This is a genomic window from Kitasatospora purpeofusca (genome assembly GCF_034043715.1).
Taxonomy (GTDB): Bacteria; Actinomycetota; Actinomycetes; order Streptomycetales; family Streptomycetaceae; genus Kitasatospora; species Kitasatospora purpeofusca_A.
Genome location: NZ_JAXCLC010000034.1, coordinates 31,710 through 44,619 on the forward strand (window position 1 = coordinate 31,710; position 12,910 = coordinate 44,619).

Consider the following 12,910-nt stretch of genomic DNA (forward strand, 5'->3'; position numbering starts at 1 on the left):
GGTCAATGGCGGCCCGGTGGCCGACCCGGGCCGCTCAGCGGCAGCCGCAGGCCGACAGCCTGGCCACCACCCGGTCCATCGCGGCGCGGGCGGTGTCGACGGGGGCTCCGGTCCGGGTCATCAGGGCGAAGGCGAGCAGCCGCCCGTCGGCGTCCACCACGGTGCCCGCCAGGGTGTTGACGCCGCTGAGGCTGCCGGTCTTGGCCCGGACCAGGCCCGCCGCGTCGGCCGCCCCGGAGCCGGCGCCGAAGCGCTTGCCGAGGGTGCCGGTGAAGCCCGCGATCGGCAGGCCCGACAGCACCGGACGCAGCGTCGGGTGCTGCGCCGAGGCGGCCAGGGCGAGCAGCTTGACCAGCACCGCCGGGGGGATCGCGTTGCCCGGGTGCAGACCGCTGCCGTCGTTGAGCACCACGCCGGTCATCGGCACGCCGAGCCGGGTGAGTTCCTGGGTGACGGCGGTGGCGGCGCCCTCGAAGGCGGCCGGCTGGTGGGCCGCGATCGCGGCCTGGCGGGCGATCGCCTCGGCGAGGGTGTTGTCGGAGCTGGTCAGCATCCGCTCGACCAGCCGGGCCATGGTGGGCGAGTCCACCCGGCCGAGCACCGGGGCGTCGGCGGCGGCCGGGGCGTCGGCGGCCTTCGCCTTGCCCTGGACGGTGACGCCCTGGGCCTTGAGCAGGTTGGCGAAGGACTCGGCGGCCGCGCCGGCCGGGTCGGCGACCCGGGCGGGCGCGTCGGCGAGGCTCTTCGGGTCCACCTTGCCCTCGTCCACCATCAGCGGTGTCACCGCGGCGATATTCTCGCCGTCGTGCTTCTTGTGCAGCAGGGGACCGGTGTAGAGCGAGACGTCGTAGTCGAGCACGACGGCGGTGGTGCCGGCGGCTTTCAGCGCGGCGGCGGTCTGCCGGGCCAGCGCGTCCAGCGAGGCGGGGGCGGTGTCCGGGTCTGCGGGGACGCCGGCCACCTGCACCTGGTCGGCGGGGAGCGCGGTCAGCGTCGGGTCACCACCACCCACGAGGGTGATCCCGCCCGTCGCCGCGTTCTTGACGACCCGGGTGACCAGCCGGGTGTCCCCCGGGATCAGTGAGAGGGCCGCGACCGAGGTGGCCAGCTTGGTGGTGGAGGCGGGGGTGGCGGCGGTGTTCTCCCCCTTGCCGTAGAGGAGCCGGCCGTCGGCGGCGTCCGCGACGGCGAGGCCGACGGTGCCGAGGTTCTGGTCGGTGAGCACGGTGGCGAGCGCCTGCTGGAGGCCCTGCGCGGTGGGCAGTCCGGCGCCCGGACCGGCCTCGGCGGCGGCCAGCACGGCACCGGCCGGGGCCGGGCGGGCGACGGTGGAGGGCTTGGCGGAGGCGGAGGCGGGTGGGGTGGACGCCGCGGTGGAGGCGGAGGCCGAGGCGGGCGGGCCGGTGGTGGGGCGGGCGGAGGGGCTGCCCGGGCTCCCGGGTCGGCCCGGGTCCTCGCTCCGGTCGCCCTTGCCGCCCTTGTTCTCCTTGTCGTCCCTCCTGCCGTTGCCCTCGTCCTGGTCGCCCCGGGTGCCGCCGGTCCCCGGTCCGCCCGGCGAGGCCGATCCGGACGGCGGCGCGGGCGGCACCGCGGACGCACCTCCCGCCCCCAGCGCCGTCGCGGTGACCAGCAACGACGCCCCGAACAGTCCGGCGACCGTCCCCCCGCGCCGGCGCCTCGACACAGCCCCTGCTCGCACCGACCCGGCCCCTTTCCTGAGCACTCACTCCCGTAGGAGACACTTGGATTCTGTCAGTCCCTACCTTGGAGGAACCGTTGGAGTTCGACGTCCTTATCGAAATCCCTAAGGGCTCTCGTAACAAGTACGAGGTCGACCACGAGACCGGTCGCCTTCGGCTCGACCGGATGCTCTTCACCTCGACCCGCTACCCGGCCGACTACGGCTACGTCGAGGGCACCCTGGCGGACGACGGTGACCCGCTGGACGCCCTGGTGATCCTGGACGAGCCGACCTTCCCCGGTTGCCTGATCAAGTGCCGCGTCATCGGCATGTTCAAGATGACGGACGAGGCCGGCGGCGACGACAAGCTGCTCTGCGTCCCGGCGACGGACCCGCGCTGGGAGCACCTGCAGGACATCCACCACGTGTCGGAGTTCGACCGTCTGGAGATCCAGCACTTCTTCGAGGTCTACAAGGACCTGGAGCCCGGCAAGTCCGTCGAGGGTGCCAACTGGGTCGGCCGCGCCGAGGCCGAGGCCGAGGTCACCGCGTCGATCAAGCGCCTGGCGGACCAGGGCGGCCACTGAGCCGTCCTGCCCGTCTCGTTCGTCCGGCGGTCCGTCCGTCCGGGCGCTCCGAGGTAGGCGAGGCAGTCGAAGGCCGGGGTTCGCGGAGTTCCTCCGCGGGCCCCGGCCTTCGCCGTTCCCCGGTCCGGGCGAGGATGGGTTCCCGACACCTTGTCGGCATGACAGGAGATTAGGTTAGGCTAACCAAAGTAATCGGGGACGTACTCGACCACTGGAGACCCGCATGTCCACGCCCGAGCAGCCCGCCGTCCCGTTCTCCACCGTGCTGCGCACCGCGAGCAGCGCCGAGCACCAGGCCGCCGAACAGTCCTCGTTCATGAGCCGCCTGCTCGGCGGGCACCTCGGGATCGAGGCCTACGCGGACCTCACCGGGCAGCTCTGGTTCGTCTACCGCGCCCTGGAGGAGCGGGCCGGGGAGCTGGCGGAGCATCCGGCGGCCGGGCCGTTCGTGGACAGCACGATCCTGCGCACCGCCGCCATCGAACGCGACCTCGCCCACCTGCGCGGGCCGGACTGGCGCGAGGGCCTCGCCCCGCTGCCGGCCACCGCCGCGTACGTCGCCCGGCTGGAGGAGCTGGTCCGCGAGTGGCCGGCGGGCTGGATCGCGCACCACTACACCCGCTACCTGGGGGACCTCTCGGGCGGCCAGATCATCCGGGGCATCGCCGAGAAGACCTGGGGCTTCGAGCGCAAGGGTGACGGCGTGCGGTTCTACGTCTTCGAGCAGGTGGAGAACCCGGCCGCGTTCAAGCGCGACTACCGGGCCAAGCTGGACGCGGCGGGCCTGGTGATGGACGAGGTCGAGCGCCGCCGGGTGGTCGAGGAGTGCAAGCGCGCCTTCCAGCTGAACGGCGCGCTCTTCCAGGACCTGGACACCCGGTACCCGCTGAGCGCCTGAGTGCCCGAAAGATCGAACGCCGCGAACGCCGCGAACGCCGCGGAGCAGGAAGTCGGATCGGCCGACCTCCTGCTCCGAGGCGCTTCGGCGGGTTCTCCCGGGCTCCGGCGCTGTGCGGCGAAGGCGGTACCTGGTACTGATGGGGCGTGCGCTTTGACAACGTCCCGATACCGCCGTCCATCGATGCCAGGCCCCGCGATGGGCGCGGCTACCCCGTTCCGGCGATCACGCCGTGGGAGGGCGACCAACCCCAGTTCGCGCTGACGGACTACGGCCGCAGCGCCGACTGCGCGCGCGGCCGGCTCTGTTCGGTCTGCAACCTGCTGATGCCCAAGGGGCCGGTGTGGCGGGTGGTCGGCGAGACGGAGAGCGCCGCGATCGCCGAGGCACTGGCGGCCGGGCGGCCCTACCGCAATCTCTCCCCGACCCTGGAGGGCCCCGGCCACCGCGCCTGCATGCTCTACGCCTCGATGGTCTGCCCGTACCTGGCCCGGCCCAACGCGCGGCGCAGGCAGTCGGCCGAGCAGCCCGACGAGTTGACCGGACACGTCGTACGGGGCACGGTACGGGGCACGACCGGCGCCGTGGTGGGCTTCGCCGACTACGAGTACGGGATCACCGAGAGCCGGGTGCTGTTCCGTTTCCTCGACGTGGTGGAGCTCCTGCCCCATGACAATGCGGACGAGCATCTCGCCGACCTTAAAACGGAGTTGGACCGCCGGGCCGGTAGCTGACCCGGCCGGGCGGTCCAACGGTCCCCGTGCTCGTCGGTGTCAGCCGCGGTAGGCCGGCAGGCCGACGCGGCTGGTGACCACGACGGGCTTGGCGGCACCGCTGACCGGGAGGGTGACGATGCCCTTGGGCGTCCGGGCGGCGATGGTCCGGCCGTCCGGCGAGAAGGTCGGCTGGGTGTAGTCGGTGGTGGCCTTGGGGGTGAGGTCCTTGGCGGTCTTGTCACCCAGGCCCTGCACAAAGAGGTGGTCGTGTCCCTGCACCGAGCGGACGAAGACGACATCCTCGCCGTCGGGCGAGAGCGCGGGCTGGGAGCCCTTGGTCAGCACGTCGCTCTGCGAACGCAGGTAGTCGTCGTGGATGTAGACGGTGCCGTTGTCGGCGTTGGCGTAGACGGCGGTGCCCGCCTTGCTGCTCGCGTTCGGCCAGATGTTGCCCGTCTCCGGCAGGGCGGGAGCGTCGACGCCGCCCGAGACGGACAGCTCGGTCGGCTGGCCCTGGACAGCGGTGGCGGGAATGGTCTCCAGACGGGAGACGCCGTTCTTCCTCGCGACGAAGACGATGTTGTTCCGGGCCGGAAGCTCCGCCTCCGCGTAGCCCGGGATCGCCTGCCAGGTGGGGTGGTTCCAGTTCTGTCCACCGGGGTTCTTGGCCACGGTGACCCGGTTGCTGCCGTCCGCGTCGGAGAGGACGAGGTTGCCCGCACCGTCGATGAAGACGGCCTTGTTGCCGTCCGGGGACCAGGCGAGGTCCCGCACGACGGTGCGGAAGTCGACCGTCTTGCCGTCGATCTGCACGTACCGGGTGCCGTTGCTGACGGTCAGCACGTTGTGCTTCAACCCCTTCGTGCCCGAGGCACCGAGCGAGGCGGCCTGGGCGGCCGGGCTGACGGTGGCCACGAGGCCGAGCGTCAGGGCGGCGACGGCGGCGAACTTCGCGGCGCGGAACGAGGACTTGCGGAACGAAAGGGCCTTGCTCATGACTGGATTCCCCCAGGAACGACGTGATGGTCCGGTGCCGTAGCAGAGCCGCGCCCATCGTCCCCGGCGGACTGTCGTCCGCCTGTTTGATCACTCGCTGCTCTGTGCGATGAGAGAAGCCTGTCAGCCGTGCTTCGCTGATCTGTGCGCCAACCGTCACGGATGTGAAACAGCGTCACTGGATCTACACAATGCGACGGAGCAGGAAGTCGGTCCGGCCGACTTCCTACCCCGAGGCGTTTCATCGAGCCTGATCGAGGGTGCGGTCCGTGGGGGTGTGGATCCCCCGGCAGCCGCGGCAGGTGATCGGCGGCGGGGGCGGGCCGATCTTGAGGGCGGTGACGACGCCCGTGATCACGGTGGCGATGGCGAGGGCCAGGAGAAGGGCGAAGGCCGCGCCGACGAGGAAGGTGCTCATCCCCAGCCCGCTTCGCGGAGGAGTGTGAGCAGGTTGAGGAGAGTGGCGACGGAGGTGTCGCCGAAGTCGACGAGGAGGCGGCCGTCGATGGTGAGGTCCGAGACGGCGGCGGAGCCCCACTGGATGCCGAAGGGCTTGCCCCGCTCGTGGAGTTCACGGAGGAGGGAGGTCACTTCGGGTTCGGTGTAGGTGCGCAGGTACGCGTCGTGCGGTTCGTGCGGGGTGTTCACGCGGCGGCGTCCAGTTCGAACCAGGTGACCTTGCCGGCCTTGACGGGGTCGACGCCGAAGCGGTGGGTGAGGGCGCGAACGAGGTGGAGCCCGCGCCCGGAGAGCGAGTAGAGGTCGGCGGGGTGGGGGGAGGAGGGCAGGTCCGGGCAGTCGTCGCACACCGAGACCCGGAGCACGGCGGGCCGGAGGCAGACGAGGACGGACGGCGCCTGGCAGCCCGCGTGCTGCCAGGCGTTGATGTACAGCTCGTGGAAGGCGAGTTCGGCGTCGTCGATCACGTCGGGCGGCCAGCCCGAGGAGGAGAGGGCGGCCCGGAGCTCGGCACGGGCGATGGAGCAGTCGGGCGGGTTGAGGGCACGCATGACAGACCTCCGTGGGAGAGGCAGGGGAACAGGGGGACGTCGGCGGGCCCAACGAGGCAGCATGCACCTACTGCCCTGGCACACGGCATTGCTGACCATCTGCCATGTGACCGACGCAACACTGACGGTAGGTCATAAGGTTCCACGCGTGCAACACGATCCGGGAAGATGAGCCTTCGGGAACGAGAGGTCTCACTCGCGCGAGTGGCATCCCGGACCCGTGCAGCGGGAGACTGCTCCGACACGGAAGGACACCCCTTGGCACTCAGGACCCAAATCAGTGAGAGGCAGCGGCGATTCGGCGCCGAGCTGAGGCGCCTCCGCGAGAGCGCGGGGCTGGCGGTCAAAGACGCCGGAGCACTCGTCGGCATGGGCGGCCCACAGCTGAGCCACATCGAGGCGGGACGTACGGGGCTGGATCCTGATCGCCTGACCGTTCTGCTGGGGTCATATGGTCACATGGATGAGACCTATGTGGCGGCGCTACAGCAGATGGGGCTCAGCAATGGGAAGGGCTGGTGGAGCTCCTTCAAGGGGTTCGTCACTACCACTGCCCTCGATCTGGCGGAATCCGAGTCGACTGCCGCTTCGCTGTCCAGCTACGAAACTCTGCTGATCCCCGGACTGCTGCAGATCCCCAGCTACAGCGAGGTCATGCTCAGCGGCGACAAGAAGAAGATGGAGTTTCGACAAAGCCGCCAACGGGTCGTAGGCGAGGACACGGCCATCCCGTTCCATGCGGTGATCCATGAAGCCGCGCTCCATACTCGATTCGGCGGCTCGGGCGCGATGAGGGACCAGTTGGATCACCTGGTCGAGGTCAGCGAACTCCCTCACATCACCATCCAGATCCTGCCCTTCCGCTGCACCGACTTCGTCTCCACAGGCACGCCATTTATGATCGTGCATGGTCAGCACCGTGACCTGGACACAGTGCTGTGGGAGCACCCCGGTGGCACCTCGTACTTGAGCGACCAGGAAGAAATCACTACCTACAACTCGAAGTTTGAGCGGCTCAAGTCCCTTGCTCTCCCGGCGCTGGACGCGTCTCGCCCGCTGCGATCTCGTGTCGAACACGACTCCTGGGGTCTGATCCAACATCTTCGCTACACCCTTTAAGGAAGGCGCACATGTCAGAGCTCGATTGGCAGAAGTCCAGCTTCAGTGGCGACGACGCCAACTGTGTTGAGGTCCGCACAGGGGCTGGCCTGGTCGAACTCCGGGAGTCCGACGACGGCGATGTCATCCTCCACACCGACCCGGCCGCCTTCGCCGACCTCCTCAGCGCCATCAAGGCCGGGAAACTCGACCACCACGCATGACCCCGGTTCCATCTGCTTCCCGCACCAAATGCTGTGGCCCTCGCTCGGATCGAGCGAGGGCCACAGGCAACTAACTACGCTGGCGGACCAAGGTGGTGGCTCCACGGCCCAGGAGCAGCAGTTCGCCGGCAGGGCCCCGGTTCACGGGGTGGCGACGATGAGAACGCAGCCGCTCGGGCCATCGGCCCCGTTTGCGCCGACCTGCCCATCGGCCTGTCCTCCCTCACCGCCCTTTCCGCCGTTGCCCCCGCTTCCGCCGTTGCCGGTCCCGGCGGGACAACTGCCGGCGACGACAGGAGGCAGGGAGACAGTCCCGCCGGTGCTGCCGGGCCGGCCGTCAATCACCGTGCCACCGGCCGTGCCGGTGTAGACGACAGGCGTGGCGTTCACGCCGTCGGCGGTGGCCGCGCAGATCGGGTCGGCGCCCGCCTGGCCGCCGGTGGCCCGGGCGAAGCCGCCTGATCCACCGGCCCCGCCGCCCTGCCCGGCCGGACTACCGGCGGTTCCGTCACCACCCGCGGGCTGGTTGGCAGAGCCGTGGCCGCCCGCCCCGCCGCCCCCGCCGGGCGCGAGTACCGCGACTCCACCGGGGCCGGTGACGGACGCGGCCCGGCCGCCCGTGCCACCGCCGCCGGGGTGACCGGCAGTGGTGGTGCTGTAGCCGGCGCCGCCGCGTCCGCCCGCTCCGCCGGGCGTGGTGAAGGGCACCGTGATGTCCAGGACGGTCCCGGCCTGGAGTCCGGTGAACGTGCAGGTGAGGGCTGCCGCCGCACCTCCGCCCGTGGCGCCCTGGCCACCACCGCCGTCGCCGTAGGTGATGCTGACGCCCTGACCGCCGCCACCGCCACCGCCGCTGCCCGCAGCACCCACAGCCGTGACGGTCAGCGTGCTGGTCTGCGCGGGGACCGTGTACCGCGCGAGGCCGGGGGCGCAGACGGAAACAGAAGCGGACCCGTCGGGAGGACAGGACAGGACGGGAGTGATCAGGACGCACCCCGGCCGACCATCGTCGGACCTGGGGTCACCCAGGCCGAACAGGCCGCCAAAGTCAAGGAAGTCACCTAGTCCGCCCAGGCCGCCCAGGCCGCCCTGCCCGCCGAAGCCGGCCTCGGGGCACTGGGCTGCGAACCCGGCAGGAGAGATCGTCCCGCCCTTGCCGCCGGCCGATCCGGACTGCCCGGCGGTGCTGGTGGCGGCCGGGCCCGTGACAGCCGTCAGCCCGTTGCCGGACGCGGTGCAGGTCGGTGAGGTGCCCGGCTGGCCGGCGCTCTTCTCCGGAGAGCCGTTCGCCGTGCCGCCCGCGCCCCCACCGCTGCCGCTACCGCTACCGGCGCCACCGTCGACGCCGCCGAGATTGCCAAGGTCAGCGAGGTCAGCAGGGTCAGCGAGGTCGCCAAGGTCGCCGAAATCGCCGAAATCGCCGAGGTCAGCAGGGTCAGCGAGACCACCGAGGCCAGCGAGACCACCGACCCTGACGACGTTACCGGCGCCTCCTCCGCCACCGGCGGCGGAGATGGCCAAACCGGAAGCGGTGACGGAAGCGGCCTGGCCGCCTCCGGCAGGACTCAGGGCCTGCGAACCCTGCACCGGTGCACCGGCGGTTCCGCCCCCGGGCACCGTCACCGCCAGCGCCGTGCCCGGGGCCAGGCCGGTGACAGTGCAGGCGATCGCGGCACCGGCTCCGCCCCCGGCGCCGAAGAGCCCGCCGCCCCCGCCGCCGCCCCCGCCGACGACGGTGAACCGGACCTGCAGCGCGTTCTCCGGCACGGTGTAGGTGAAGGAGCCGGGAGTCCCGCAGACCGTCGTACCGTTCGCCACCGAACACGCGTCCGCAACCGCGACCGCGTCGGCCGCCACTGCGGCGACTGCCACGGGCGGTGGCAGAAGCGCACCCCCACTCAGCGCAAGGGCGCCCACCGACGCGAGCGCGCTCAGCAGACGACGCCCTCGCCCCTCGCCTTCGCCTTCCCCCGGAATCCGTCGTCCCAGCACGTTCTCTCGGCCTCCCATGCAGGTCGTCTCAGGTGGGAACGCGACGAATACGAACCGTGCGCTCACGGCAAGTGTCAGCACGGACACTCTGAGTGCGCAACGGCGACGGTCCGTCCGGCTCCAAGCGCCAAAGCGCTGTGGCCCTCGCTCGGACCGAGCGAGGGCCACAGCATCTGCCGACCGAAGATCAGGCGCCGAGGGACGCGCGGTGGCGGGCCAGGGCGGTGGCACCGCCGCCGAGCAGCAGCAGGCCGCCGGCGGTGGCCAGCAGCGGTACCACCGGGGTGGACGAGCCGGTCGAGGCCAGGACGCCGGAGCCCCCGACCGAAGCGCCGCTGCCGGTGGTGGTGAGGGAGGCGCCGCCGACCGTGCCGCCGGTACCCGAACCGGTGCCGGTGCCGGTACCACCGGCAGCGCCGGCGCCGCTCGCACCGCCCGCACCGCCGGTGCCACCGGCCGCCGGGCCGGTGGGCCGGTGGGCGTTCTTGTCGAAGGCCAGCGAGACGGTGACCGGGTCGAGCGCCTCGCCCGCCTTGTAGTTGGCGAAGGCCGGCACGCCCTCGGCGGTCAGCTTGGCCGGGACGGCGTTCAGCGTCACCACGCCGTCGACCGGGGCCAGGCTCGCCTTGGACAGGTCCAGCTCGGCGATCCGGGCGCCGGACAGCGTGGTCGTCCTCCCGTCCAGGGACTTGGCGTTGACGTCGGCGGTCAGGAAGGCGCCGTCCTTGCCGATGCTCAGGCCCAGCTTGGAGAAGGTGGTGTCCAGCTGGTACCCGCCGCCCTCGCCCGGGTGCCCGAGGAAGCGCACCGAGCCCGCGAAGCCCGCCGAGAGCGTGTGGCTCCTGGTGTTGTACGCGCCCTTGGCACCGGCGAAGCGGTAGTCGGCCGCGCCGCCCGCGAACTCCACCTTGCCGTTGGCCACCGGGCTCTGCAGGTACCTGCGGAAGCTCTCCTTGACCTGCCAGTCCAGGGTGCCGTTGACGACGGTGAGTTCACCGGTGCCGGTGCTCGGCGCGGTGGACGGGCCGCCGGTCGCGGTGAGCGACTCGGTCGCGCTCGGCGAACCGGTGGCGGTGGGCGAGGAGGTGGCCGTCGGGCCGGCGGTGGCCGTCGGCGAGGCCGTGGCCGTCGGCGAAGCGGTGGCCGTCGGGGACGCCGTCCTGGTCGGCGGGGCGGTGGCCGTCGGCGACGCCGTCCCGGTCGGCGAGGCGGTGGCCGTGGGGGTGCCGGTAGCGGTGGCGGTGACCGTGGGGGTCGGCGTCGGCGTGGCGGTCGGGGACGGCGTGGCCGGGTTCTGCTTGAGCAGCAGCGAGAGCGGGTCCATGTCCGACCCGGCCGCGTAGAAGCCGGCGAAGGCCTTGGCGCCCTGCTCGGTCAGCTTCGCCGCCGTCGGCACGCCGGTGGTGGTGTCCCGGCCGACCGTGAAGGTCACCAGCGGGACGTCGTCGCGCCGGGTGACCTCGGAGGCGCCCACCGACTCCTTGGACGCGGTGTCGGCGGTGAGCGTGCCGGTCATCCCGGCGGTGGTGACCTTGAGATCGCTCAGACCCACGTCCAGCGCGCCGTGGTGGGCGGTGAACCGCACCCCGCCGGTGAAGGCGGAGGTCAGCGCGTGGGTGCCCGGGTCGTAGCTCGCGCTCGCCAGCCCGAAGCGGAAGCCGCCGTCGGCGTTGGTGGTCGCGCCGCCGCTCAGCTCCACCGCGCCCTGGCCGATCGGCCCGGTGACATAGCTCCGGAAGCCGGCCTTGACCCCCCAGTCCAGCGAGCCGGTGTCGTAGGTGACACTGCTCGGCGCGCCGGCGCCGAAGGCCAGGACCGGGGCGCCGAAGGCGGTCAGGCCGAGGCCGGCGGTGACGGCGGCCAGGGCGGCCATCCGGGTGCGGTTGCGGGACATGGGGGTCTCCGATCAGTGAGCGGGGGGAAGTGGAAGGGGTTCAGGCCGCGTCGGCGGGGGTGGCGCGACGACGGCGGCGCAGGACGAGCAGACCTGCGGTCACGGCCGACGCGGCGGCGAGCAGTCCGCCGCCGACCACGGCCGCCGTCGGGACGCCGCCCGAGTCACCGGCGGCCGCGGCGACCGGCGCCGCGACCGGCGCGGCGGGCGGGGTCGGCGGAGCGGTCGTGGCCGACGGGGCCGGCGCGACCGCCGGGGCGCTGCCGAGGTCCGGCAGCGGCGGGAGGGCGGCCGCCGGGTCGAGCGCGACGGCGAAGCTCAGCGGGTCCATCGCGGTGCCCGCCGGGTAGAGGCCGCCGAAGGCCTTCCCGCCCGGCTCGGTGAGCGTGAGCGGAAGTTCGACGGCCTTGAGCAGGCCGCCCTCGGTGGTGAGCCCGGCCGGGTCGAAGGTGCCCAGCTCGACTCCGGTGAGCTGCTGGGCGGCGCCGTCCGGGGTACGGCCGGAGACGTCGGCGCGCAGCACGCCCCTGCCGTCGGCCACGGTGACAGCGGTGTTGGCCAGGGTGAGGTCCAGGCCGTGGCTGTCGCCGCTCTTCAGCCCGGTGAAGCGGACGCTGCCGGTGAAGGCCGCGGTGAGCGCTCCGGTGGCCGGGTCGTAGCTGCCCTCGGCGGGCGTCCAGCGGAAGAACGCGCCGCCGTCGGCCGCGCCGCCCGAGGTCTCCCAGCGGCCCTGGGCGATCGAGCCGGTGACGTAGTCGCGGAAGGTCCGGCGCACGCCCCAGTCGAGCGCGCCGTTGGCGAACCCGGTGGCGGGGGCGGCCTGCGGGGTGGCGGCCGGGCCGGTCGGCGTTGCCGGGCCGGTCGGCGCGGTCGGGCTGGTCGGCGTTGCCGGACCGGTCGGCGTTGCCGGGCTGGTCCGAGCAGCCGGAGCGGTCGCCGCCGGAGCCGAGGCGGACGGCGTTGCCGCCGACGGGGAGACCGGAGCCGACGGCGTCGAAGTGGGCTGCGCCGCCGGGAGGTTGACCGAGAGGCTGACCGGGTCGAGGGCCGTCCCGGCGGTGTAGAAGCCGCCGAAGGCCTTGGCCCCCGCCTCGGTCAGGGTCGCCGGGACGTTGCCGAGCGTCAGGGTCCCGGCCGCGCCGCGCAGGTCGACACCGGCCAGCGAGAGTTCGGCCAGCTTGGCCTGGCCGGCGTTGGCGACCTGCCCGGTCTCCCGGGACTTGCTGCTGACGTCCGCGTACAGTCCGGCCGCGCCGCCCGCGGCGGCCCGGAAGGTGAGCCGGCCGATGCTCAGGTCGAGCGCGTTCGCGCCGTTCTCCTGGTGCCCGGTGAACCGTACCCCGCCCGAGAACGCGGCCGTCAGCGCGCCGCTCGCCGGGTCGTACGAACCGGCGGCCGAGTGGAACCGGAAGCCGCTGCCCGACACCGTGGCCGCTCCCCCGGTGAGCGCCCAAGTGCCCTTGGCGACGGGCCCGGTGACATAGGCCAGGAAGGACTGCTTGATCCCCCAGTCCAGCCGCCCGCCGGACACCCCGCCCTCGGCCGCCACCGCCCGGCCGGGGAGGACCACAACGGTCAGCAGGGCCGCCAGGGCGGCCACCAGGGCGGCGGCCGTACGGCGGAGCCGATGGGGCAGAGGCACGCGGATCACTCCTCGGCGCGACGGGGAAGGGCAGGGCGAAACCGGGGCCGGCGCAGCACGGACCCCCTTGCGGTCTTTAGGTAAGGCTAACCTAATATATGAGTCAAGAGCCCCGCCGGACGCCCCCCGCACCCCCGCCCCCGGCGGCGACAACTCCCATCGAAGGGAACGA

General features: G+C 72.5%; 13 protein-coding genes. 5 read left to right on the forward strand and 8 right to left on the reverse strand.

The features are described from left to right. Positions 1–34: 34 nt before the first annotated feature. Complete coding sequence (gene dacB, locus SM793_RS18980; RefSeq protein ID WP_320439398.1) at positions 35–1,684, reverse strand: D-alanyl-D-alanine carboxypeptidase/D-alanyl-D-alanine-endopeptidase; 1,650 nt, start codon at positions 1,682–1,684, stop codon at positions 35–37. Between the two features lie 92 nt (positions 1,685–1,776). Here dacB and SM793_RS18985 point away from each other — a divergent pair, with 92 nt between their 5' ends. From SM793_RS18985 to SM793_RS18995, 3 genes are all read left to right on the forward strand, one after another. Beyond that, positions 1,777–2,268, forward strand: coding sequence for an inorganic diphosphatase (locus SM793_RS18985; RefSeq protein WP_320439442.1), 492 nt, complete (start codon positions 1,777–1,779; stop codon positions 2,266–2,268). A 223-nt stretch (positions 2,269–2,491) separates the two neighbouring features. Beyond that, the gene (locus SM793_RS18990) at positions 2,492–3,166 is read left to right on the forward strand and encodes a biliverdin-producing heme oxygenase (protein WP_320439399.1); all 675 of its coding nucleotides are present in this window, start codon (positions 2,492–2,494) and stop codon (positions 3,164–3,166) included. 146 nt (positions 3,167–3,312) lie between these two features. Continuing rightward, a complete protein-coding gene (locus tag SM793_RS18995; protein WP_320439400.1) occupies positions 3,313–3,900 on the forward strand; it encodes a hypothetical protein in 588 nt (195 codons plus the stop codon). 39 nt (positions 3,901–3,939) lie between these two features. On the opposite strand, the gene SM793_RS19000 is transcribed toward SM793_RS18995, so the two are convergent. The 4 genes from SM793_RS19000 to SM793_RS19015 form a co-directional block, all read right to left on the reverse strand. After that, positions 3,940–4,878 carry an LpqB family beta-propeller domain-containing protein gene (locus tag SM793_RS19000; RefSeq protein WP_320439401.1) on the reverse strand — a complete coding sequence of 313 codons (939 nt, stop codon included), beginning with the start codon at positions 4,876–4,878 and terminating at the stop codon, positions 3,940–3,942. A 241-nt stretch (positions 4,879–5,119) separates the two neighbouring features. Beyond that, positions 5,120–5,296, reverse strand: a complete 177-nt coding sequence (locus SM793_RS19005; protein WP_320439402.1) for a hypothetical protein — start codon at positions 5,294–5,296, stop codon at positions 5,120–5,122. Further along, positions 5,293–5,526, reverse strand: a complete 234-nt coding sequence (locus tag SM793_RS19010) for a hypothetical protein (protein WP_320439403.1) — start codon at positions 5,524–5,526, stop codon at positions 5,293–5,295. Before SM793_RS19010 ends, SM793_RS19005 begins: the two co-directional genes overlap by 4 nt. Further along, positions 5,523–5,888 (reverse strand): ATP-binding protein, encoded by a 366-nt coding sequence (locus tag SM793_RS19015; protein ID WP_320439404.1) that lies wholly within the window; start codon positions 5,886–5,888, stop codon positions 5,523–5,525. The genes SM793_RS19010 and SM793_RS19015 overlap by 4 nt, the downstream gene beginning before the upstream one ends. 258 nt (positions 5,889–6,146) lie before the next feature. Here SM793_RS19015 and SM793_RS19020 point away from each other — a divergent pair, with 258 nt between their 5' ends. Both SM793_RS19020 and SM793_RS19025 read left to right on the forward strand, forming a co-directional pair. Further along, complete coding sequence (locus SM793_RS19020; protein ID WP_320439405.1) at positions 6,147–7,007, forward strand: helix-turn-helix transcriptional regulator; 861 nt, start codon at positions 6,147–6,149, stop codon at positions 7,005–7,007. A gap of 11 nt (positions 7,008–7,018) precedes the next feature. Further along, complete coding sequence (locus SM793_RS19025; protein ID WP_320439406.1) at positions 7,019–7,210, forward strand: DUF397 domain-containing protein; 192 nt, start codon at positions 7,019–7,021, stop codon at positions 7,208–7,210. Positions 7,211–7,351: 141 nt separating this feature from the next. On the opposite strand, the gene SM793_RS19030 is transcribed toward SM793_RS19025, so the two are convergent. From SM793_RS19030 to SM793_RS19040, 3 genes are all read right to left on the reverse strand, one after another. After that, positions 7,352–9,283, reverse strand: a complete 1,932-nt coding sequence (locus SM793_RS19030) for a hypothetical protein (RefSeq protein ID WP_320439407.1) — start codon at positions 9,281–9,283, stop codon at positions 7,352–7,354. A 106-nt stretch (positions 9,284–9,389) separates the two neighbouring features. Further along, positions 9,390–11,096, reverse strand: coding sequence for an HtaA domain-containing protein (locus SM793_RS19035; RefSeq protein ID WP_320439408.1), 1,707 nt, complete (start codon positions 11,094–11,096; stop codon positions 9,390–9,392). A 40-nt stretch (positions 11,097–11,136) separates the two neighbouring features. Next, entirely contained in the window at positions 11,137–12,738 is a 1,602-nt protein-coding gene (locus SM793_RS19040; protein ID WP_320439409.1) for an HtaA domain-containing protein, read from the reverse strand. Positions 12,739–12,910: the final 172 nt, after the last annotated feature.

Bases quoted from the DNA above. Each gene is read 5' to 3' on its own strand.
- SM793_RS19000 (WP_320439401.1), bottom strand. From the start codon at position 4,878: ATGAGCAAGGCCCTTTCGTTCCGCAAGTCCTCGTTCCGCGCCGCGAAG.
- SM793_RS19035 (WP_320439408.1), bottom strand. From the start codon at position 11,096: ATGTCCCGCAACCGCACCCGGATGGCCGCCCTGGCCGCCGTCACCGCC.
- SM793_RS18990 (WP_320439399.1), top strand. From the start codon at position 2,492: ATGTCCACGCCCGAGCAGCCCGCCGTCCCGTTCTCCACCGTGCTGCGC.
- SM793_RS19005 (WP_320439402.1), bottom strand. From the start codon at position 5,296: ATGAGCACCTTCCTCGTCGGCGCGGCCTTCGCCCTTCTCCTGGCCCTC.
- SM793_RS19015 (WP_320439404.1), bottom strand. From the start codon at position 5,888: ATGCGTGCCCTCAACCCGCCCGACTGCTCCATCGCCCGTGCCGAGCTC.
- SM793_RS19025 (WP_320439406.1), top strand. From the start codon at position 7,019: ATGTCAGAGCTCGATTGGCAGAAGTCCAGCTTCAGTGGCGACGACGCC.